The sequence below is a fragment of the Klebsiella sp. CN_Kp091 genome (genome assembly GCF_040065095.1).
Lineage (GTDB): Bacteria > Pseudomonadota > Gammaproteobacteria > Enterobacterales > Enterobacteriaceae > Klebsiella > Klebsiella aerogenes.
In genome coordinates this window covers 498263-519710 of sequence record NZ_JBEAIO010000049.1, presented here as the reverse complement: position 1 = coordinate 519710, position 21448 = coordinate 498263, and the positions used below count along the sequence as shown (strand labels likewise).

Genomic DNA, 21448 nt, shown 5'->3' with positions numbered 1-21448 from the left:
GACCTTAAGTGGTGGACGTCGTCGGCGCGCTATATAAGATTTGCCAACTGCGGCGACGGCGAGTTATCTCACGCCATAGCGCGATGATCTCGTCCAGCTGTAGGTCGTTAACGTTCTGCGGCGTGGCTACCGGTAGATGATAGCGCTGGCGCAGGGCGGCGAGCGCGGTTGCGCTGGCGTCCCGCGCCTGACCGTTCTGCTCAGCCAGCTGGTGTTGTAACTGGCTGAACTCAGCTTGCCCACACAGCGTTAACTGGCGAAGAAAAGTTTTACAGCAGCGTAGTAGATTACCGGCGGAACGGTCGGGCGACTGCAGCGCCAGCAGCAAGCCATCGCGATCGGCGAGCCGCTGATAACGGCAGCTCACCACGTAGCCAATCTGCTGTTCGACCCGCAGACGCTGGAAGAATTGCGGCTCGCAAAGCAGCGCCAGCAGTTGCAGCGCGGCCAGCGATGCCCCCTCGGGCAATAGAATAAAAACTAATAGCGCGTTATCCGAGCTGGCGTGAGGAATACGCTGAATACCGCGGCGACAGCCCGCCGAAGAGTGAAGTTCGGCGTTAACCGGGGTATTGAGCAGCGTCAACTGACGGGCAACCTGCTGCGCCAGATTGCCGCTGCCGCCCACCATCGCCGCCAGCCAACCCTCTTGCGCCGGGGCGATAGTCAGATGTTCAGGTAATTGTTGCAGTAGCTGGCGAATCGCAATGGTTTCAGGTGCGACCGTCGTCCCCAGTGCAGGTTGCGATAATCGGCGCATGAGCGCGGTGACGACGCGCTCCGCTACGCCGTCGGATTCAGGTAGCTGTAGAGTAAGCTGCCAGTTGCCGTCCACCGTTTGCCACTCGCCGCTGCCGCCTGTATGGCGAAGTTGCGCGAGCAAGGGACGGATCTGCTGGCTTATCGCCATCCCTTGCGCCTGGCTAAGCACGCTATAGAAAGGTTTGCGAACGATCAGCGTTGGCGTTTGATTATCTGCAATGACGTGCAACAGCGGGCTGGTCGTTAGCGGCAGTTCAGGTGCCTCAGCGGTCGCCGCCTGCGGATAAAAGCTAAATGCCAGCGGATCAATCACGACTGTCCGTGGTTGCCTGCGGACGAGCGGCAAGGTAAAGCCCTGGGTTGCCACGCCATCGCCAGCCGCTATTTTGCGGCACACCAGCGAAGAGGCTGGCGCCGTCAGCAAGCTGGCGCAGAAACGGGCAAAGTCGATGGGCGGGGAATCGGGCGCAAAACCCAATGCCCGCTGACGTAACTGTTCGAGCGGGGTGAGTGCGTTAAAACGCCTCTGCGCCAGCCTGTAATAGTGCAACTGCTGTTCAGGCGAGGTGTGGCGCAATGCCTGCAGCCATCGCTCGAGATGCTGCTGGATGGCGTCGGGATGGTCGCTGCTAAATACCAGCGCCAGCCAGCCGACGCGTTCATCCTGATAAAGCCAGTTCAACGCGATATCGTCCGCGAGCCCGCATTCACGCAGCCCGGCCAGCAGGCTGCCGGGCGCTTCATCCAGTAAGAATTCGCGAAAAGTAGTGACATTGTCACTTATTTCGATCAGCGGACAACGCCATACCGCCGGTTTGTCTTCAACGGCCAGTTGAAGATCCACATTGTTGCTAAAATACGCAGACGGCGGGCTTTCCGGCGGCAGGCCGCCAGGGAACCCCGCGGCAAAAAAATGGGCCAATTCGGCTAATTCATCAAGCGACTGCGGCCCCTGAAGCCATAGCTGCAGATGGCTGGCGACATAATAGCGCTGGTGAAACTCGCCGAGCGCACTCTGCAACGCAGGCAAGTTTCCGCCCAGCGAATCCATGCTGCCGACCTGAAAACGGCGAAAAGCCGCGGGCGCCGCCATCGCGTGACGGGCCGCGGCTTCACGGCGGGAGGGATCGTGCTGTTGGATAAGCCGGTTTTCCGCATCGATGACCGCCAGTTCCTGACGGATATCTTCAGGCGACAGCAGCGGCGCCTGGAGCGTATCCCGTAGACGGGTGATGCCCTCGGCCAGACTGTTGGCGGCGACCTCGAAGAAATAGGCGCTGTGGCGGGCAAGGGTGGTGGCGTTGACGCTGCCGCCCTGGCGTTGGATCCACGCCATCAATCGCTCATCATCGTGATAACGCTGGCTGCCGCGAAACAGTAAATGTTCCAGCAAATGAGCCAGCCCCGGCAGGGCATCGGTTTCGTGATGGCTTCCGGCGCCCACCTTAACCAACGCCGCCGCACGCGTCGTCTGCGGCTGATGAATCAGCGTTGCGCGCATGCCGCCTGCCAGTTCCACGATGCTGGTGGCGGTGGTCATCACAATTCCCGGGTATTATAAATCAGCTGTGAACGGGTGCGGTTGCGGAACTGCAGCTGGCTGATTTTTATGTCGCTGCAGGCCGCTTCGCGCCGCGCTTCGAGGATTTTATGGTGGTGCGGCGATTTGCTGCACACCGGGTCAGCGTTATCGGCATTGCCGGTTAGCATAAAGGCCTGACAGCGGCAACCGCCGAAATCTTTCTCTTTTTCATCACAGGAACGGCACGGCTCCGGCATCCAGTCAAATCCGCGGTAGCGGTTGAAGCCAAATGAGTCATACCAGATCGATTCCAGACTCTGTTCCAGCACCGACGGGAACTCGACCGGTAACTGGCGAGCGCTGTGGCACGGCAGTGCGGTGCCTTCCGGGGTTACGCTGAGGAATATCGAGCCCCAGCCGCCCATACAGCCTTTGGGTCGTTCTTCGTAGTAGTCCGGGGTGACAAAAAGCAGATTGGTCAGATTACCGTTAGCCGCCATTTTGTGTCGGTAATCAGCAACGACCTGTTCAGCACGGGCGATCTGTTCGCGGGTCGGCAGTAACCCCTGACGATTGAGGAACGCCCAGCCGTAAAACTGGCAGGTGGCGAGCTCAACATCATCCGCTTCCAGCTCGATACACAGCTCGATGATTTTATCGATCTGGTCGATGTTGTGGCGATGGAGGACAAAGTTCAGCACCATCGGGTAGTCGCGTGCTTTTACCGCTTTCGCCATCGCCAGCTTCTGCTGGAACGCTTTTTTGTTGCCCGCCAGCGCCGCGTTAAGCACTTCATCGCTGGCCTGGAAGCTAATCTGGATATGATCCAGCCCGGCCTCGCTGAAGGCGTCGAGTTTGCTCTCGGTGAGCCCAATGCCTGACGTAATCAGATTGGTGTAAAAACCGAGGTCGCGCGCGGCGCGAATCAGCTCCGGCAGATCTTTGCGCGTCAGCGGTTCGCCGCCGGAGAACCCCATCTGCACGCTACCCATGGCCCGCGCCTGGCGAAAGACCTCAATCCACTGTTCGGTGGTGAGTTCTTTCTCCTGCTGAGCAAAGTCCAGCGGGTTAGAGCAGTAGGGGCACTGCAATGGACAGCGATAGGTCAGCTCCGCCAGTAGCCACAGCGGCGGATTAACGGCGGGTTTATTCTGGCTCACGGAAGATAATCCACTTCTGTTGGTAAGCTATCTGCAGGAATTCGATGACGTCGTCATCGACGCCGCCCGCTTCCGGGAAACGGGCGTTGAGTTCGGCGATTATTTTTGCCGCGTCGCGTTGACCATCGACTAGTTCGAGGATCGCGGCGGCGGTTTCATTCAGTTTCGCCATTCCTTCCGGATAGAGGATCACGTGGCTATCCTGAGCGGCTTCCCACTGTAGACGGTAGCCGCGACGAAAGGCAATGATTGCGCTCTTTTGCATAGTTATACCAGTCGGGTTGTGTGCCAGGCCGCCTTGTCGGTGACCGTATGATAGGGAGGGCGCTGCAACGCGTAAGCCATGGTCATGGCATCCAGCATCGACCACAGAATGTCGAGCTTAAATTGCAGGATCTCCAGCATCCGGTTCTGCTTTTCCGCGCTATCGCAGTAGATCTTCGCCAGTTCCAGTCCATGTTCAACGTCGCGATTGGCCTGGCTTAAGCGGCTGCGGAAGTAGAAATAGCCTTCTTCTTTGATCCATGGATAGTGCTGCGGCCAGCTGTCGAGGCGCGACTGATGGATTTGCGGGGCAAACAGTTCGGTCAGTGAACTGCATGCCGCCTCCTGCCAGTTGGCCCGGCGGGCAAAATTGACGTAGGCGTCGACGGCAAAACGCACGCCGGGCAGCACGTGGCGCTCGCTGAGTAACTCATCGCGGCTTAGACCCACGGCTTCGCCTAACTGCAGCCAGGCTTCAATACCGCCTTCCTGGCCATTACTGCCATCGTGGTCGAGGATCCGCTGCACCCATTTGCGGCGGGTGTGTGGATCGGGGCAGTTCGCCATAATCGCCGCGTCTTTTAGCGGGATATTGGTCTGGTAGTAAAAACGGTTCGCCACCCAGCCCTGGATTTGTTCGCGACTGGCCTCGCCGTTATGCATCGCAATATGGTACGGATGATGGATATGGTAGTAGGCGCCTTTTTCCCGTAGCGCTTGTTCAAACGCCTGTGGCGATAGGGTTTCGCGTATCTGCATAGTTAGTCCTGAAGCGTGATAGGCATCCCGTCCCAGCTCACCTCAATTCCCTGTTGCGTCAGGGCCTTGCGCTGCGGCGATTGCTCGTTAAGGATCGGATTAGTGTTATTGATATGAATCAGAATTTTGCGCTTTGCCGGGAGTGAGGCCAGCAGCGCCATCATGCCGTGTTCATCGCCAAGCGCCAGGTGGCCCATATCACGACCGGTATTGCGTCCGACGCCGGCAGCCTGCAGTTCGTCATCCTGCCAGACGGTGCCGTCAATCAGCAGGCAGTCCGCTTTTTTCAGCCACGGCAAGAGCGCTTCATCCGGTTCGCCAAGCCCCGGTGCATAGAACAGCGTCTGGCCGTTACGGCGGTTTTCGATAAACAGCGCCACGTTATGGCCCGGCAGCGGCCTATCGCGAAACGGCGAGTAGGGCGGCGCATTGCTGGCGATGGGGACGGCGGTAAACTGCAGGTCGGGACAGGCGTCAACGGTAAAGCGATTCAACGGGGTCACAGGATGGTGAATCAGGCCGCCGTTCCAGTGCCGTAACATGGTAAAAATGGGAAAACCCGTGCTGAGATCCTCATGTACCTCCGGCGTGCACCAGACCTGATGGGGGCAGCCTTCGCGCAGGCTCAGTAGTCCAGTAGTATGGTCAATCTGGCTATCGGTAAGGATAATGCCGCCAATATGCGTGCCGCGCAGAACGCCTTGTTTATTTAACTCTGGCGTATGGGCAATCTGCTGGCTGATATCGGGAGAGGCGTTACACAGCACCCACTCTTTACCGTTATCACTCACGATAATGGAAGACTGAGTACGGGCGGTGGCCTGAATCGTGCCATTGCGCAGACCCTGACAGTTGGCGCAGTTACAATTCCACTGGGGAAAGCCTCCGCCAGCGGCGGAACCGAGGACTTTTATAAACATGAAGACGGACCAGATAAAAAAACAAAATGCCCGCACGGACGGCGGGCGGAGCGATTAGCGGTTGGAAATGTACAGCGTAACTTCCAGACCCAGACGTAAATCAATAAAAGCAGGTTTCTTCCACATTGTTTTTTCCTCTATAAAAATGCGACATCAACATCGTCGGTTGTGTCGGTTTTGTGATGGCAATCAAATATTGCCCCTCAGGGGGATAAAGGTCAACCGGCAACATGTAAGTATTTAACCTTATGTTTACAATATAACCTATTGTTGCCAAACATTTTTTAATACTCTTTGCCAGTTACCCCACAGCAGTTTATCCAGCACCAATTGTTCATAACCGCTATCGCGCAATGCATTGATTAGCCGTGGTAAACCGCTGACGTCGTCCAATTCGTCCGGTAGCGTGATGCCGTCAAAATCGGATCCCAGCGCCACGTGATCGTCGCCCATGATGTTAATAAGATAGTCGATATGGTGAACGATGGTACGCAATGGGGTATCGCTATCGCGTTTGCCGTCAGCGCGCAGGAAAGCGTTGCCAAAATTGACGCCGACCACGCCGCCGCTGTCGCGAATCGCCAGCAGTTGTTCATCGGTAAGATTACGCGGCTGCGGGCATAGCGCATGGGCATTAGAGTGGGTGGCGACCAGCGGAGACGTCGAGTGATGGGCGGTATCCCAGAACGCTTTTTCATTCATATGAGACACGTCAATCTGCATCTTCAAGGCATTGGCCTGCTTAATCAGAAAGATACCTGCCGCTGTCAGTCCAGGTCCAGTGTCCGGGCTACCGGGAAACGAACCGTTAACGCCGCTGCCGAAGCGGTTTGCAATATTCCAGAACGGACCAATGCTGCGTACCCCGGCGGCATAAAAGGCCTGCAGGTCGCGGCCCTCGCCATCAAAACCCCCGGCGCCCTCAATATGCGCCACCATCGCCAGTACATTATCCTGGCGGCAGCGTTCGATATCCGCCGCGCTCAGACACAATCTCACGCGTCCAGCGGACTGCGCGACAAGTTGCTTCAGAATGGCCAGCTGCTGCCAGAGGATATCGATCGGATCCCACCGTTGGTTGGCGTGTTGCGGCGCCATACGGGCAATATATTCCTGCGGCGGCACGAATAGCGCGAACAGCCCGCCGGCAAATCCGCCTCGCTGCATGCGCGGATAGTCGAGATGACCGTTCTCAATCCCGGCAAAGAAAGCGGTTGCAGGATCCTCGCGATGGTGAAGCCATAAATTGAGCAGCAGGTCATTGTGACCATCAAAAATCGCCATAGCGCGCTCCCTCTGCTGGTTGTACTGGAAATGCCTGACACGGTAACTGATTTGTTCGCTGCGGCAAGTGGAAATTCACAACTTAGCAACAATCGCCAAAGCTGGCGTTTGTATCACACTGTATCAATCGGCAAACCTCATACATGGCGATGCAAAAACACGATAAATCCCACATATGCTGGATACACAGGCCTGATTAACTGTTCACGTACTCGCTTAACGCTTCCAGATAAAAGGTGAAATGAGGATGAACAGCTTATCCGCAATCCGTCATGTCAGCGCTGCGGCGCTGTGTCTCTCCGCGCTGTGGTCCGCCAGCGTGTGCGCTGCTGAAGACGCAGGCGCTTTCGACAAGGTGCAACAAATCAACGCCGGCGATTTGAATATCGGTTATGTCGATATGGGGCCACGCGATGGCCAGGCGATAATTTTGCTGCACGGCTGGCCGTACGATATTCAAAGCTACGCGCAGGTGGCCCCGGCGCTGGCGCAGAAGGGTTACCGGGTCATCGTGCCGTATCTGCGCGGCTACGGCTCCACCCGATTCCTGTCGGAAAAAACGCCGCGTAACGGTCAGCCATCGGCGATGGCGGCGGATATTGTGCATCTGATGGATGCGCTAAATATTAAGCAAGCGGATTTCGCCGGCTTTGACTGGGGCGCGCGTACAGCGGATATCGTCGCGGCGCTCTGGCCGCAGCGGGTTAAGTCGCTGGTATCGGTGAGCGGGTATCTGATTAGCAGCCAGCAAATTGGCGAGAAGCCGTTACCGCCTCAGGCGGAACTGTCGTGGTGGTATCAATTCTACTTTGCCACCCCGCGCGGCGAGGCGGGCTACCGGCAAAATACCTATGACTTTGCCAAATTTATCTGGCATCAGGCTTCGCCGCGGTGGACATTCACGGAGGCCACGTTCGCCAATAGCGCGAAAGCGCTGGATAACCCGGATCACGTTGCCGTCACCATCAGCAACTACCGCTGGCGCCTGGGGTTGGAGCAGGGTGAAGCGAAATATGCGGCCTACGAACAGCGACTCGCGAAACTGCCGGCGATTAGCGTACCCACGATTACCATCGAGGGGGAAAACAATGGCGCGCCGCATCCGGCGCCGGATAGCTATCGGGCGAAATTCACTGGTAAATATGAGCATCGGGATTTCAAAGGCGCAGTGGGACATAACCCGCCGCAGGAGGCGCCAGCGGAATTTGTTCAGGCGGTTATTGATGCCGATCGCTTATAAGCCTCACCGCGCCGCAAGCGCAGAGTTGCGCTTGCGGAAAAGCCGCATATGCTTTTCATGAGCTTATTTTTCCGCAGGAGCCGCCTTTGGAACGTATTGACCACATCCTGGTTGTCGATGACGACCGCGATATCCGCGAACTGATCGTTGGGTATCTGGAGAAATCGGGCTATCGCGCCAGCGGCGCAGCGAATGGCAAAGCGATGTGGTCTGTACTTAAAAACCATCAAATCGATCTGATTGTCCTCGATATCATGCTGCCCGGCGATGATGGTTTAACCCTTTGTCGCCAGTTGCGCAATGATGACCAACAGGATATCCCGGTGCTGATGTTGACCGCGCGTAGCGAAGATAGCGACCGTATACTTGGTCTCGAGATGGGGGCCGACGATTATCTGGTGAAACCCTTCGTGGCGCGGGAGCTACTGGCGCGGATCAAAGCCATCTTACGCCGCGCCCGCGCGCTTCCCCCCAATTTACAAATCAGCGAAGCCGGCAGGCTTATCGCTTTTGGCGACTGGCAGCTCGATACCTCGGCGCGGCATCTATTGGACGAGAGTGGCACAATTGTGGCGCTAAGCGGGGCGGAATATCGCCTGCTGCGGGTGTTTCTTGATCATCCTCAACGGGTGCTCAACCGCGATCAGTTATTGAATCTTACCCAGGGGCGTGATGCCGAACTGTTTGAACGGTCTATCGATCTGTTGGTGAGCCGCCTGCGTCAGCGCCTGCGGGAGGACGCGCGTGAGCCCGCCTATATCAAAACCGTGCGCAGCGAGGGTTATGTGCTGTCAGTGCCGGTGTCGATCCGCGAGGCGCGATAATGAAAGTGTGGCCGGCGTCATTGCAGTCGCGCTTAATGATAATGATTTTTCTCGCTCTGCTGCTCGCTAATGCCCTGACGCTATCGCTTCTGCTCTACGAGCGCATGAGCAGTGCCCGTAGCGTCATGCTGGGCAACCTTGAATACGATGTCGCCACCAGCGTGGCTATCCTTGATCGTCTTCCTGCGCAAGAACGGCCGCATTGGTTGGCGCGTCTGGCGCGCGGTAACTACCGCTATCAGCTTTCAGCCGGACAAACTGGCGATTATCCCACCAGCTGGCGTACCCGCGATGCGGTACGCTCGTTACAGGAAGCCCTGAGCGGTCGCTATCCTGTGAGTATTATCGCCGTCCCTGGACCGCGCGAACATATTCAGGCCCACGTGACCCTGCGCGACGGCGCGCCGCTCAGCATTGACCTGTGGCCAAAGCTGCCGGCCATCGCACGTTGGCTACCGCTGGTGCTGGTCGCGCAGTTTCTGTTACTGCTATTTTGCGCCTGGTACGCCGTCCGCCAGGTGGTCGCGCCGATGACCCGCTTTACCCGCGCCATTGATACGCTGCAACCGGCTACTCCGGCTGCAGGGCCGCTGGCCGAGAAGGGACCACAAGAGGTGCAGCGCGCGGCGCGCGCCTTCAACGCGATGCAAAAGCGAATACAGGACCATTTGCAGGATCGCGCGCGGATCCTGGCGGCGATCTCCCACGATTTGCAGACGCCGATTACCCGCATGAAGCTAAGGGTCGAGATGGCCGATCAACCGGCACTCCGCGATAAGCTGTTACAGGATCTCGATAGCATGACCCGACTGGTTCGCGAAGGCATCGCGCTGGCACGAGCGGCCGAACCACTGGCAGAAGCGCCGCAGCGGATGAGTCTTAATGCGTTACTGGATAGCATCGCCTGTGATTATGCCGATATCGGTAAAGCGGTCAGTTTTCGTGCCGGTAAAGGGGCGGACGTCATGACGCTTCAGCCGCAGGCGCTGCGGCGGATCATGAGTAACTTAATCGATAATGGGCTGAAATACGCCGAAAAGGTGGAAATCAGCCTGAGTTATCCGCCGAATGGCGATGTTATCATTCACGTTGTTGATGACGGCCCCGGCATCCCGGAAGGAGAGCTCACCGCCGTACTGCAGCCGTTCTATCGCCTCGAGCAGTCACGTAATCGCGATACCGGCGGTACCGGTTTGGGGCTGGCAATCGCCGCCCAGCTCGCCGGGCAGATGCAGGGAAGTTTGACCCTGCACAATATGCAACAGGGCGGTCTTGAGGCGCGCGTACGTCTCAATGCCGCCGTTTTGTATCCTTCTGTATCCATTCCAACTGCAGACAAATCCCTATACTAAACCGCCGTTTCGCGGACATATCCGCCATACAATCGCCTGTTGTAATGCTGACGTTGCCACTTCGGCAACGTTGCGAAGGAGAATGATCATGGCTGTTGTGATTGCATTTTTGGCCGGTATGTTGACGCTGCTTAGCCCCTGTACCTTACCGGTGATCCCGCTGGTGTTTGCCAGCGTTCGCGGGCGTAAGGGACAACTCATCCTGTTGTTGTTCGGTATGGGATTGATGTTTACCGCTGTATCGCTGCTGGCCACGGCGGCAGGGGGATGGTTAGTCAATCTGACCATCGTCGGGCGTTGGCTGGCGCTGGGCTTTTTGGTCGTTGTGGCTATCAGTTTGCTGTCATCACGCGTTGCAGGCTGGCTCGGATCGCCAGCGGTGGCGCTGGGTAATCAACTTAACCAACAGAGCTATCGTTATGGCAGTGGTCTCGCTTCAGTGTTCGCCGGACTGGCGATTGGACTACTTTGGGCGCCGTGCGCGGGACCGGTGCTGGGGGCGATATTTAGCCTGGCGTTGTTGCAAGGAAATTCAGTGACTACCGGTATCTTGCTGCTTTCCTATGCCAGCGGATGCGCGCTGATGTTGCTGCTATTGGGGTGGTTCGGCGCGCGGCTGATTTCCCGTTTGCGCGGTGGCCAGGTGATAAGTGGGCGGTTACGCCAACTGGCTGGCGTGGCAATGTTGGCCGCAGTGGCATTAATCGCCAGCGGTAGCGATCGTTATCTGCAGGGCGCCAGCGGTTTAACCCATCGTCTGGAGCAGCGGCTCAGCGCGTTTATGCCCCAGGATCAACAACGAGTTCGGCTGGAGCCGATCGTTGCGCCGCGGCCAACCAGCGCTATGCCGGAATTGCAAGGCGGTACCGCATGGATTAATAGCCCACCCCTTACCAATGCGGCGTTAAAGGGCAAGGTGGTGCTGATTGATTTTTGGACCCGCGATTGCATCAACTGTCAGCATACGCTGCCTTATGTACGGGCGTGGGCCAATAAGTATCGCGATGCGGGGCTGGTGGTGATTGGCGTACATACGCCGGAATATCCGTGGGAACGGTCGTTGCCGCAGCTTCGTGAAGCGGTCAGCCAGCGGCAGCTAAACTATCCGGTTGTCGCAGATAACAACTACGCCATCTGGAATGCGTTTGGTAATCAGTACTGGCCGGCGCATTATTTCTTCGACGCGCGGGGACAACTGCGTTATACCGCCTTTGGCGAAGGTGATTATGCCCGTCAGGAGCAGGTGATCCAACAACTGCTGCGCGAAGCGCGGACGTGAGGAGGAAATAAAAAAGCCGATAACAGCAGTTATCGGCTTTGCAGGACACTCGCTAATCGGCAGCGTCTTATTTCGCCAGCAGTTCCTGGGCGGTGCGTTCAACGAGGCTCAGCAAGACCTTCACATCGTCCAGCGTCACCACCGGGTTGAGCAGCGTCAGCTTCAGGCAGGTTACGCCGTTATGCTCGGTCACGCCGACGTTGGCGCGGCCGGATTCCAGCAGGGCGTCGCCCACGCGCTGGTTGAGCAGGGCGATCGCGGCGGTATCACTACCAGCCATTTGCGCCGGACGTGAGCGGAACAGCACGCTTGCCAGCTGCGGCTGCATGACCAGCTCCAGCGTTGGCTGAGACTTCACGAATTCCGCGACGTTTTTCGCCATCGTCACGCCATGATCGATGATGGAAGCGTACTGTTTCTTGCCCAGTGCCTCAAGCCCCATCCACAGCTTCAGCGCATCGAAGCGGCGGGTGGTCTGCAGCGATTTGGAGACCAGGTTCGGAACGCCGTGTTCTTCATCAAACTCGGAGTTCAGATAGGCCGCCTGATAGCGCATCAGCTCGTAGTGGCGAGCCTCTTTCAGCAGGAAGGCGCCGCAGCTAATGGTCTGGAAGAACTGCTTATGGAAGTCCAGGGTTACTGAATCCACTAACTCCAGGCCGTCGAGGTAATCGCGATACTGCTCGGAGAGCAGCAGCGCGCCGCCCCACGCGGCATCAACGTGCAGCCAGATCTGGTGCTCCGCCGCGATACCGGCGATATCACGCAGCGGGTCAATCGCGCCCGCGTCGGTGGTACCGGCGGTGGCGACGATGGCCATGATCTGCTCGCCGTTGGCCTGCGCTTGCGCAATCTTCGCCTTCAGGTCGGTGACGTCCATACGGGCGAATTCATCGGTTTTCACCAACGTGACCGAGCGATAGCCAAGCCCCATCAGCGCCATGTTCTTCTGCACCGAGAAGTGGGCGTTTTCCGAGCACAGTACTTTGTACTGACGAATGTCGCCCGGAATACCATCCTGCTGGATGGAATGCCCCTGACGGGCAAAGAAGGCGTCGCGCGCCAGCATCAGGCCCATCAGGTTACTCTGGGTACCGCCGCTGGTGAAGACGCCGGCATCGCCAGCCGGATAACCAACCTGGTCGCGCAGCCACTCGATCAGCTTCATCTCAATGATGGTGGCTGAAGGGCTCTGATCCCAGGAGTCCATGCTCTGGTTGGTGGCGTTGATCAGCACTTCCGCCGCCTGGCTGATAACCAGGCTTGGGCAGTGCAGGTGCGCCACGCACTGCGGATGGTGCACCGACAGGCTGTCTTTCAGGAAGTACTCGATCGCACGTTCAATCGCCGCCTGGTTGCCCAGACCCTGTTCGTTAAAATCAAGGGTGATGCGCTCACGGAGTTCATCAACGCTTTTCCCCTGATACATTTCAGGTTGTTGCAGCCACTGCGCAACCGCCTGGCTGGCCTGGGAAATGACCTGCTGGTAAGCGTCAATGCTTGCCGCGGACCCAGCCAGAATCGGATTCAATTTGGACATTGCGGTCACTTACTCCACTCAGACCGGTTTTACGCCGGCGGCCAGCAGGGCCTGTTCAAACTTATCGAGGAACACTTCCAGCTCCGCGTCGCTAATCAGCAGGGACGGCAGCAGACGCAGTACGCAACCGTGACGGCCACCGCGTTCCAGGATCAGGCCCGCTTCGAAGCATTTCTTCTGCAGTAGCGCGGAGAGTTCGCCGTCAGCCGGGTAGCAACCCATATGATCCTGCGCCTCGTTCGGCTTCACGATTTCGATACCGATCATCAGACCGAGGCCGCGCACGTGACCGATAACCGGATAGCGTTTCTGCATTTCCGCCAGTTTGCCTTTCAGCCACTCGCCCTGGGCGGCGACTTTGTCGGCAATCTTGTTATCACGCAGGTGGCGCAGGGTGGTCAGGCCGGTGGCCATCGCCAGCTGGTTGCCGCGGAAGGTGCCGGTATGATGGCCAGGTTCCCAGGCATCGAACTCTTTCTTAATGCCCAGAACCGCCATTGGCAGACCACCGCCGACGGCTTTCGACATCACGATGATGTCCGGCTCGATGCCGGCGTGTTCGAAGGCGAAGAATTTACCGGTACGGGCAAAGCCTGCCTGAACTTCATCGATGATCAGCAGAATGCCGTGCTCTTTGGTGACTTTGCGGATGCGCTGCAGCCACTCAACCGGCGCCGGGTTCACGCCGCCTTCGCCCTGTACGGCTTCAAGGATGACCGCAGCAGGTTTACGAACGCCGCTTTCCACGTCGTTGATCAGGTTTTCGAAGTAATAGGTCAATGCCTTCACGCCCGCTTCGCCGCCGATGCCCAGCGGGCAACGATACAGGTGCGGATAAGGCATAAACTGGACTTCCGGCATCATGCCGTTGACCGCGGCTTTTGGCGACAGATTACCGGTCACAGACAGCGCGCCGTGGGTCATCCCGTGATAACCGCCGGAGAAGCTGATCACCGCCGTACGGCCGGTGTATTTTTTCGCCAGCTTCAGCGCGGCTTCAACGGCGTCAGCGCCGGAAGGACCGGTGAACTGCAGGCAATACTCTTTCCCTTCGCCCGGCAGGCAGGAGAGCAGGTATTCAGAAAAGCGATCTTTTAACGGTGTTGTCAGATCGAGGGTATGTAACGGCAAGCCGCTGGTAATGACACTTTGGATGCTCTGCAGTACTTCAGGATGGTTATGGCCCAGAGCGAGGGTCCCGGCGCCGGCGAGGCAGTCCAGGTACTGTTTGTTGTCCGCATCGGTCAGCCAAACGCCTTCGGCTTTGGTGATGGCGAGCGGTAACTTGCGAGGGTAACTCCTGACATTCGATTCGAATTCAGCCTGACGAGCCAAAAAGGTTTCGTTGTTCGCGTCCAATAAATCTGCACTTAAAGTATCAATACGGACTTTATCCGTCATCATATCACTCCCACAACCAGCGTTACGTTTGAACTCTGGTTGAATAAAAAGGTTTAGAAAATTGAATCGGCATTCATAAAGCGCGCACAATATATGGCTTTTTAAATCCGCATTCAATCTTTAATTTATGGCGCTATTTTGACGCGATTATTACATACAGGGATGTCAATATAATTAGCTGATTTTAAAAGCTAAATTGCGATTGTTTTTAAAACCATGGAAAGTGTAATTATTAGTGAGAAAGTCTATATATTTTTATTACCGCTTCGCTGAATGACTGACGGAAATACTTCCGTCAGTTTTATGGTTACTTAACGCAGTTCGATCGCATAATTTGCTAAAGGTGTTACTTTTTTCACCAACTTATTGTTATATAAAAATTGTTCATACGCGTCGTAGCGCGGCTTATCTAACGCTGCCGGATCGGTGGCGAACAGCGGCACGCTCTGCAACCACGCCTGCTGGTTCAGTTCGGTATTGAGTTCCGGATGCGCTTTGGCAAATCGCTGCCAGGTTTGTTGCGGATGCGCGCGCAAATAGCTCACTCCCTGCTGTAATGCGTCGAGGAATTTTTTGATTTTAGGGGCGTTGACCTCGGCTTTGTTTGCCACGATCACCAGTTCGTCGTAAGCGGGCACGCCATAGTCTTCCACATTCATGACCACCGGTCTTTTGCCCTGCAGTTTGAGTTCCAGCGCTTCGATATTGCGATAACCGCCGATAACAGCATCGACCTGGCCGGCCAGCAGAGCGCTGGTGAGCTGGAAATTAACGTTGATCAGTTTAATGCTGTTAGGGTCGATGTTGGCGTGCTGCGCCATGGTGGCCAGTGTCGCTTGTTCAATACCGCTCACCGAGTATCCCACTTTTTTCCCTTGCAGATCGGCCGGAGATTTGATGCGCGGATCCAGCGCAATCACGGTATTCAGCGGCGAATGGATCAGCGTCCCGACGCGAACCAGCGGCAGTCCTTCATCGGCGAAGAAGTGAACCTGCGGTTGATAGGTTATCGCTAAATCCGCCTGGCGAGCGGCAACCAGACGCGGAGGGAGCGCCGGGTCGGAAGGGGGGATGATATTGACATCCAGCCCGGCATCCCGAAAGGCGCCAATCTGTTGCGCCACCATAATGGGCGCATGATCCGGGTTGATGTACCAGTCCAGCACCAGGGTCAACTTTTCATTTGCCGATGCCTGGCCGCAGACCAGCAGAGTGAGGCCGGCCAACAGAGGTTTACGCATATCTCTTCCTTATTATCTGTTGATAAGTTATTCCGGCGACCAATTGATCAGCCGGTGCAAAAAGGCGTCGACCGCCAACCACAGCGCGATGGTCAGCAGCACTAAAATAAACAATGCGGCGAAGCAGATATCGGTTTGCAGGCGAGCATTGGCATTCAGCATTACGTAGCCAAGCCCCTCTGCGGAGCCGACCCATTCACCGATAATCGCGCCAATGGGGGCGACGGCGGCGGCCATCCGCAGGCCGGAACCGAGCGCGGGTAGCGCCGCCATCAGTCGAACATGGCGCAACTGAGCGCCAAAGGAGGCGCCCATGGTGCGGGCCAGATCGAGATAGTCGCGATTGACCCGTTGCAGACCGTCAAAGAAAGCCGAGGTAACGGGGAAGAAGATAACCAGCACCGCCATCATGACCTTGGCGCTCATACCAAAACCAAACCACAGCACCAGTAGCGGGGCGAGGGCGAATACCGGAATGGCCTGGCTGGTCAGTACCAGCGGCATCAACCAGCGTTGTAATCGCGGCGACATGGTCATACAGAGCGCCAGCACCATACCGAGCGCGACGCCGAGCGCCATTCCGCTGAGAATTTCGCTTAGGGTGACCAGAGTGTGGCTGGCCAGATAGCTGCGGTTGTTCCACAGCGCTTCAGCGACCGCCGCCGGAGAAGGCAACAAAAAGGCGGGAATGCCGCTGTAGCTCGCCAGTTGCCAGAGCAACAACAATCCGCAAAATACCCCAGCTCCGCGCAGTAACTTGCCCCTCATCCGTTCGCCCTCATCAATTGCTGCAGCAGCTGCGCCTGACTTGCCAACAGCGCGCCATCATCCGGAACGCGAGGCGGGACGCCACTTAAATGATGGCTATCATCAATTTCACCATCAGGCGAGAGTACCAGCAGACGATGGCTGAGGCGGCAGGCTTCCATCGGGTCATGAGTGATGAGCACCACGGTACGTCCGGTCAGTAAGCGCGCGGCCAGGGTCTGAATGCGTGTGCGGGTGAGGGTATCGAGAGCGGAAAACGGTTCATCCATCAGCACAATGGGGCGATCTTCATAAAGGGTGCGCGCCAACGCCGCGCGCTGGCGCATCCCACCGGACAGCGCGGCCGGGCGTTCATCAGCGCAGGAGGCCAGCCCGACCAGCTCAAGAAGCTCGTTTACCCGCGCGTTATCGGCCTTCTCACCGCGCAGCCTGGCGCCGAGGGCGACATTTTCCCGCACGTTAAGCCACGGATAGAGCAGATCTTTTTGCCCCATCCACGCCAGTCGTGTGGTAACAGGAAGGCCATCGCTGGCGACGACGGTTCCGCGGGTTGGCGCCGCCAGCCCGGCGATAATACGCAACAGGCTGGTTTTGCCCGCGCCGCTGGCCCCCAGCAGCGATACCCATTGCCCGGCGGCAATATCAAAGGAGAGATCGCGAAAGAGGGTCCGGGTGCCAAAGCGCAGACATAAATCGCGAATGTGAATACCTGGCGCCATCACCCCTGGTCCTGCCCGGCGGCGTTCAGTCCCATCTGCCAGAAATTACCTTCCAGCCGGGTAGCGGTAGTGAATATGTCGCTCAGTCCGGCTAACCGGGATTCCGCGCCGCGCTGTTGCCAGAGCGTTTCCAGCAGGTCGATCGCCGCGTTGACGCCGTGAAGATAGCTCTCGTCGCCGTAATTGCGGATCCACGGCGCGTAGGGGTTATCGTGCAAGTTGGTTTGTGGGTTGTGCAGCAGACCAAGCCCGATCTCCGCATAGCCCGCGACGCAGGGAAGCAGCGCCGCCAGTAGATCCAACGCGTCGCCGGAGTGGCCGATATCCAGTACGTAGCGGGTGTAGTTGAAGGTTTCCATCGCTTCGCTTTGCAGGGCCATAGCGTCTTCGCTCAACCCCCATTGCTCGCAATAGCCTACATGTAGCGGTAGCTCAGCAAGGATGGCATTCATCGAGGCGGCGGCGGCGCGCATCTCCGGCAACGTGCGAAGTTTGCTGACCAGCAGGGCATAGCTGCGGGCGAAATGGATCAGGAACAGATAATCCTGGGTTAAATAATGACGAAAGGCTGCCTGCGGCAGCGTACCCGCGGCTAATTGCTGGAGGAAAGGGTGCGACACGTAGCGTTGCCATTCGCCACCGGCCTGCTCGCGCAGTCGGCCGTAAAGATCTTGGGTAAAAGCGGGAATCATCATGGGACCTCCTGAAAATAGGGGGAGATCCGGGCGTGCAGAAGTGTGAACAGGCAAAACTGAAAACTGGCGAACATGCCGACCCGTCCCTTCGCTGGCATGACCCAGATCAGGTTCAAAGGGTTCGGCTTTTACGCCATCTCAGCCCTCACGGGACACCCCTCGGTTGCGACATGTTATACGTCATTCACTTTTTGATTACAACGGCGGCAAGGTAAAAAATGGCGATATCTGTGACGCCGTCACTTTTAAGGAGCGATGGGACGGATCGATAAATAACATTTATCAATTTGTGTGATTAACCACGCTTTTTTATCCAAAAATAAGCAAAGTAAGGAGAGGGTAAGTTGGCGTAGAACAAGGGCTTACGATATATTTTTAGCACATTACATTAATATCCTCTTATGAATGCGTCAGTGCTGGAGACCGCATGAAGCTGGCAGGCCTTACTCTTTTACTGATGCTTGCCCTCGCGCCTGGCGCGTCTATCGCAGCGCAATTATTCGACCCTGAAGACGGCATGCTCGATATGAGCCAGTATCTGCAGGATAACCCGTACGGTTTTCTGCCGGTACCTGTGATGATTACCGAGCCGGCTATCGGCTACGGCGGCGGTCTGTTTGGTTTATTTCTGCATGGTAAAGGCTCCCGCGAGGGCGATCGTTTTATTCCACCGGCGCTGACCGGGTTCGGCGGTGGTGGGACGCAAAATGGGACCTGGTTCATCGGCGCCGCGCATCGTCATACCTGGAATCACGACAGTATTCGTTATCTGGTTGGCGCGGGTTACGCCAATGTGAATCTCGATATCTACTCCGGTGACATTGCCGGGTTTAACAAAAATGTGGCAGTGCAAACCCATACCAAAGGCTTTGGCGGTTTACAAAAGCTGTTATTCCGCGTGGGGGATTCACCGGTTTTTCTTGGCGCCTCGCAATTCTATGCGCACACCGATGTGACCGCGGACAATCAGCTGATCAACAAGGTGTGGCAGCGGGTGATGGGGGAAAACAGCACCTCTTCGGCCTTGGGCGTGGTGGCGGAATATGACACCACTGATAATTTTTTCTACCCTAAGAAAGGGTTATCACTGCAGGGCGAGTACCGTTTTTACCGCGCTCTTCTCGGCGGCGACTATCATTACAATCAGTTGTCGCTGGATGGTAAATACTTTCTACCGCTGGCGCCGACCTTAACCCTGGCGCTGGCGGCAAATTATCAGTCGCTGACTCATCATGACAAGCATCTAACGCCAATGGCCCGGCCTTACATCGAACTGCGCGGCATCTCGCGTTTTCGCTATCAGGCCGATTATGTCGCTGTCGCCCAGACGCAACTGGCCTGGCAATTTGCGCCGCGCTGGATCCTGCAAGGTTTTGTCGGTATCGGCAGCGCGAGCGATGAGGCGGGGTCGCTGTGGCAGCAAACCGAAGTGGCGTGGGGCTCCGGGTTTCGTTATCTGGTCGCCCGTCAGTATGGTTTATTTACCGGCGTCGATGTCGCATTTAGCGAACACGAACAGGCGGTCTATTTTAACGTGGGTTCCGGACTGTAAAGGTACGAATAAAAATGAGATGGAAAATAACCGTCATGACGCTGCTGTTGACCTCTGGCGCCGTGTGGAATGCCTGTGCGGCGGAAATTGACGACAGTGATAGCTACTTTCCCATCTGGGGAGACGAAGCCCGCGCCCGCGGTTATTCCATCCCGCTGCCGTTTGGCGTCAATCTCAGCTATATGAATATGCGCCAGGATATTATGGTCGACAGCATCACCTTTTCCGGACTGAAGCTGGGTAACCATCCGATCCCCAGCGATATGTTCGCCATTGATGCCGGGCACACGCGGGAGAAGAGCAAAACCGAGAATCTTCGTCTCGATATGTGGGTGTTTCCCTTCCTTAATGTCTACGGGATTTTAGGCCACACCCGCGGTTCGTCGGTGTCGAATGTGTCGGTCGATGCCGACCCAACGCAATACCGCGGTCTGGATCGCATCATCGCCGGCGCGGTGCATAACCTTAATCAAAGTGGCGAGTTGCAAAATATCGATTTTGTTCTCGATTTCAAAGGTACCACCTGGGGGGGCGGGTTCACGCTGGCTGGCGGCTATGAGAACTGGTTTGCCCTCGTCGATACAAACTACACCCGCACCGATTTCGATATTCTCGACGGCAGTATTTCTGCCGTGACAGTGTCACCTCGCGTTGGCTATCGCTTCAACCTTCAGGGGATTTCCGGCCCTTCGCATCTCAGCGTGTGGGTCGGCAGTATGTATCAGGATGTGCAGCAGGAATTTAAAGGCAACCTGGCCGATTTGCATATGCCGCCACAGCTGCAGCCATTGATTGCCGCGGTCAATAAAGACGGCGACGGCAAGTTTGATGTCAAACAGAAACTCACTTCACCATGGAATATGCTGATCGGCGCCCAGTACGAAATCACGCGTAACTTCAACGTTCTGACCGAATTTGGCTTTAACGATCGCAATAGTTTCTTTGTCGCCGGTGAATACCGTTTTTGACTTAACGGCGTGTAGCCATCGGCGAGTATGATGCGCGCTGTTTTTGTGTCATGGAGAACGCTTTTGATGCGTAAGAGTTTGTGGTGGTTATTGGCGGCTGCTTTTTCGGTATTTGCCCAGGACCCGGTATTACCGACGATTCCCGTTAACCATGTCAGCCCGGTAGTGGGTGAACTATCGCCGCCGGAATCGCTGCGCCCATGCTGCGCCTTCGGTTTCGATCTGCGGGTGCGTGCCATTGGCGTGCCGATCCCGGTTTATCAGATTGGTAATGTGCTGACGCTCGATACCTTAGGTGAGCATCATTACAACGATAGCGCGCTCGGCGCGGTCAAAAATCTGGTTGGCTTAAGCGATGAGCACAATGGCCTTATTTATACCCGCCGCGGCGGCTTTATTGATATTGCCCATGTGCGTGATACCGCTGATTACACCTTTTATTTATTCAGCCGAATTTACCCGACGCTGGGGCAGTCAGGACGCATCTTTTATAGCGAGGAACTGGGCGTACGCCGCGTCCAGTTAAATGCCTTTACGCCGCCGGCTTCAATGCCGCAGCGATATACCATTGCCGCGTGGCTTGCCGGCCATCTGGCCTTCGAAATTGCGCAATGGCATGAGATCGCCCAATGGTATGGTTTCCAGTCGGTTCCGGGTTTTTCAGAAGAAATTTCCGCTTTTTCACCGGAAGATCTCTATTCCAATCTGCTTGGTGCGCGTCTGGCGATTAACGTCATTTTGCAAGGGCAAGCCGGTTCAGTCGATGCTTATAACCGGGCGATGGAAGCGGCGTTAAAACAGGCGCTGGTCAAACTGTTGGTCGCGCCGCAAAGTGAGACCGAGAGGATGTTCCGTGAAGTCGACGGCGACTGGTGGAACAGTAAACGGCGAGTGCCGGATAAATTTCTGGTGCTGAAGCGGAATTACGATCTCAGCGAAAATCGCCTGCCAACGCCGGTTCCTTTTGAACGCACGCCGCCGTATCGCCTGACGATGCCAAAGGAAGTTGCCGGGTTTACGCTCGCGGAACTGGGTCAACTGCAAATCCATCCGGGGCAGGATATGCAGTCGCTGCCAGCGCCGCATAATTTTTATTCTCCGCAGCAGTTCCAGGAGCTCGCTGATAAAGCGCAGCAGGCGGATGCCATTCAGCTGCAGCGTATTGAAAAATAACTAACGATTGGACGCTGCTGGCTAT

The 21448-nt window shown here is 56.6% G+C and carries 20 protein-coding genes and 1 riboswitch; of the genes, 7 read left to right on the top strand and 13 right to left on the bottom strand.

Going from position 1 to position 21448, the window contains the following annotated elements; genetic code table 11:
• Window positions 1-4: 4 nt before the first annotated feature.
• The 7 genes from pqqF to ABLV17_RS23070 form a co-directional block, all read right to left on the bottom strand.
• The gene (gene pqqF, locus ABLV17_RS23100; RefSeq protein ID WP_348854690.1) at window positions 5-2302 is read right to left on the bottom strand and encodes a pyrroloquinoline quinone biosynthesis protein PqqF; all 2298 of its coding nucleotides are present in this window, start codon (window positions 2300-2302) and stop codon (window positions 5-7) included.
• Window positions 2302-3444, bottom strand: a complete 1143-nt coding sequence (gene pqqE, locus ABLV17_RS23095) for a pyrroloquinoline quinone biosynthesis protein PqqE (protein WP_348854689.1) — start codon at window positions 3442-3444, stop codon at window positions 2302-2304. Before pqqE ends, pqqF begins: the two co-directional genes overlap by 1 nt.
• Entirely contained in the window at window positions 3431-3709 is a 279-nt protein-coding gene (pqqD, locus tag ABLV17_RS23090) for a pyrroloquinoline quinone biosynthesis peptide chaperone PqqD (protein ID WP_015366526.1), read from the bottom strand. Before pqqD ends, pqqE begins: the two co-directional genes overlap by 14 nt.
• A gap of 2 nt (window positions 3710-3711) precedes the next feature.
• Window positions 3712-4467, bottom strand: a complete 756-nt coding sequence (gene pqqC, locus ABLV17_RS23085; protein ID WP_020078733.1) for a pyrroloquinoline-quinone synthase PqqC — start codon at window positions 4465-4467, stop codon at window positions 3712-3714.
• Window positions 4468-4469: 2 nt separating this feature from the next.
• Entirely contained in the window at window positions 4470-5387 is a 918-nt protein-coding gene (pqqB, locus tag ABLV17_RS23080; RefSeq protein WP_113373334.1) for a pyrroloquinoline quinone biosynthesis protein PqqB, read from the bottom strand.
• Window positions 5388-5441: 54 nt separating this feature from the next.
• On the bottom strand, window positions 5442-5513 hold the full coding sequence (pqqA, locus tag ABLV17_RS23075; protein WP_002905689.1) for a pyrroloquinoline quinone precursor peptide PqqA: 72 nt from the start codon (window positions 5511-5513) through the stop codon (window positions 5442-5444).
• A gap of 138 nt (window positions 5514-5651) precedes the next feature.
• Window positions 5652-6671 (bottom strand): dipeptidase, encoded by a 1020-nt coding sequence (locus ABLV17_RS23070; RefSeq protein ID WP_348854688.1) that lies wholly within the window; start codon window positions 6669-6671, stop codon window positions 5652-5654.
• Window positions 6672-6918: 247 nt separating this feature from the next.
• On the opposite strand from ABLV17_RS23070, the gene ABLV17_RS23065 reads away from it, so the two are divergent.
• The 4 genes from ABLV17_RS23065 (at window position 6919) to ABLV17_RS23050 (ending at window position 11366) form a co-directional block, all read left to right on the top strand.
• A complete protein-coding gene (locus ABLV17_RS23065; RefSeq protein ID WP_308959066.1) occupies window positions 6919-7911 on the top strand; it encodes an alpha/beta hydrolase in 993 nt (330 codons plus the stop codon).
• 86 nt (window positions 7912-7997) lie between these two features.
• Window positions 7998-8735 carry a response regulator gene (locus ABLV17_RS23060; RefSeq protein WP_213316112.1) on the top strand — a complete coding sequence of 246 codons (738 nt, stop codon included), beginning with the start codon at window positions 7998-8000 and terminating at the stop codon, window positions 8733-8735.
• Window positions 8735-10087, top strand: a complete 1353-nt coding sequence (locus ABLV17_RS23055) for an ATP-binding protein (protein WP_308959067.1) — start codon at window positions 8735-8737, stop codon at window positions 10085-10087. Before ABLV17_RS23060 ends, ABLV17_RS23055 begins: the two co-directional genes overlap by 1 nt.
• A gap of 88 nt (window positions 10088-10175) precedes the next feature.
• Window positions 10176-11366, top strand: coding sequence for a cytochrome c biogenesis protein DipZ (locus tag ABLV17_RS23050; RefSeq protein ID WP_348854687.1), 1191 nt, complete (start codon window positions 10176-10178; stop codon window positions 11364-11366).
• 67 nt (window positions 11367-11433) lie between these two features.
• Here the strand turns inward: ABLV17_RS23050 and ABLV17_RS23045 are convergent, their stop codons facing one another.
• From ABLV17_RS23045 to tenA, 6 genes are all read right to left on the bottom strand, one after another.
• The gene (locus ABLV17_RS23045; protein WP_308959051.1) at window positions 11434-12915 is read right to left on the bottom strand and encodes an aspartate aminotransferase family protein; all 1482 of its coding nucleotides are present in this window, start codon (window positions 12913-12915) and stop codon (window positions 11434-11436) included.
• Between the two features lie 9 nt (window positions 12916-12924).
• Window positions 12925-14310, bottom strand: coding sequence for a diaminobutyrate--2-oxoglutarate transaminase (locus tag ABLV17_RS23040; RefSeq protein ID WP_015366536.1), 1386 nt, complete (start codon window positions 14308-14310; stop codon window positions 12925-12927).
• A gap of 308 nt (window positions 14311-14618) precedes the next feature.
• On the bottom strand, window positions 14619-15548 hold the full coding sequence (locus ABLV17_RS23035) for an ABC transporter substrate-binding protein (RefSeq protein ID WP_308959050.1): 930 nt from the start codon (window positions 15546-15548) through the stop codon (window positions 14619-14621).
• A gap of 27 nt (window positions 15549-15575) precedes the next feature.
• Entirely contained in the window at window positions 15576-16316 is a 741-nt protein-coding gene (locus ABLV17_RS23030; RefSeq protein ID WP_308959049.1) for an ABC transporter permease, read from the bottom strand.
• Window positions 16313-17038, bottom strand: coding sequence for an ABC transporter ATP-binding protein (locus ABLV17_RS23025; RefSeq protein ID WP_213316106.1), 726 nt, complete (start codon window positions 17036-17038; stop codon window positions 16313-16315). The genes ABLV17_RS23030 and ABLV17_RS23025 overlap by 4 nt, the downstream gene beginning before the upstream one ends.
• The gene (tenA, locus tag ABLV17_RS23020) at window positions 17035-17730 is read right to left on the bottom strand and encodes a thiaminase II (protein ID WP_308959048.1); all 696 of its coding nucleotides are present in this window, start codon (window positions 17728-17730) and stop codon (window positions 17035-17037) included. The genes ABLV17_RS23025 and tenA overlap by 4 nt, the downstream gene beginning before the upstream one ends.
• Window positions 17731-17796: 66 nt before the next feature.
• Window positions 17797-17900: riboswitch (TPP riboswitch) on the bottom strand.
• A 257-nt stretch (window positions 17901-18157) separates the two neighbouring features.
• Between tenA and ABLV17_RS23015 the strand changes: the two genes are divergently transcribed.
• The 3 genes from ABLV17_RS23015 (at window position 18158) to ABLV17_RS23005 (ending at window position 21423) form a co-directional block, all read left to right on the top strand.
• On the top strand, window positions 18158-19282 hold the full coding sequence (locus tag ABLV17_RS23015) for a BamA/TamA family outer membrane protein (protein ID WP_308959047.1): 1125 nt from the start codon (window positions 18158-18160) through the stop codon (window positions 19280-19282).
• A gap of 14 nt (window positions 19283-19296) precedes the next feature.
• Window positions 19297-20250 carry a hypothetical protein gene (locus ABLV17_RS23010; RefSeq protein WP_221694444.1) on the top strand — a complete coding sequence of 318 codons (954 nt, stop codon included), beginning with the start codon at window positions 19297-19299 and terminating at the stop codon, window positions 20248-20250.
• A 66-nt stretch (window positions 20251-20316) separates the two neighbouring features.
• Window positions 20317-21423: a DUF4056 domain-containing protein gene (locus tag ABLV17_RS23005; protein WP_045366070.1), complete on the top strand. Its 1107-nt coding sequence runs from the start codon at window positions 20317-20319 to the stop codon at window positions 21421-21423.
• Window positions 21424-21448 lie beyond the last annotated feature (25 nt).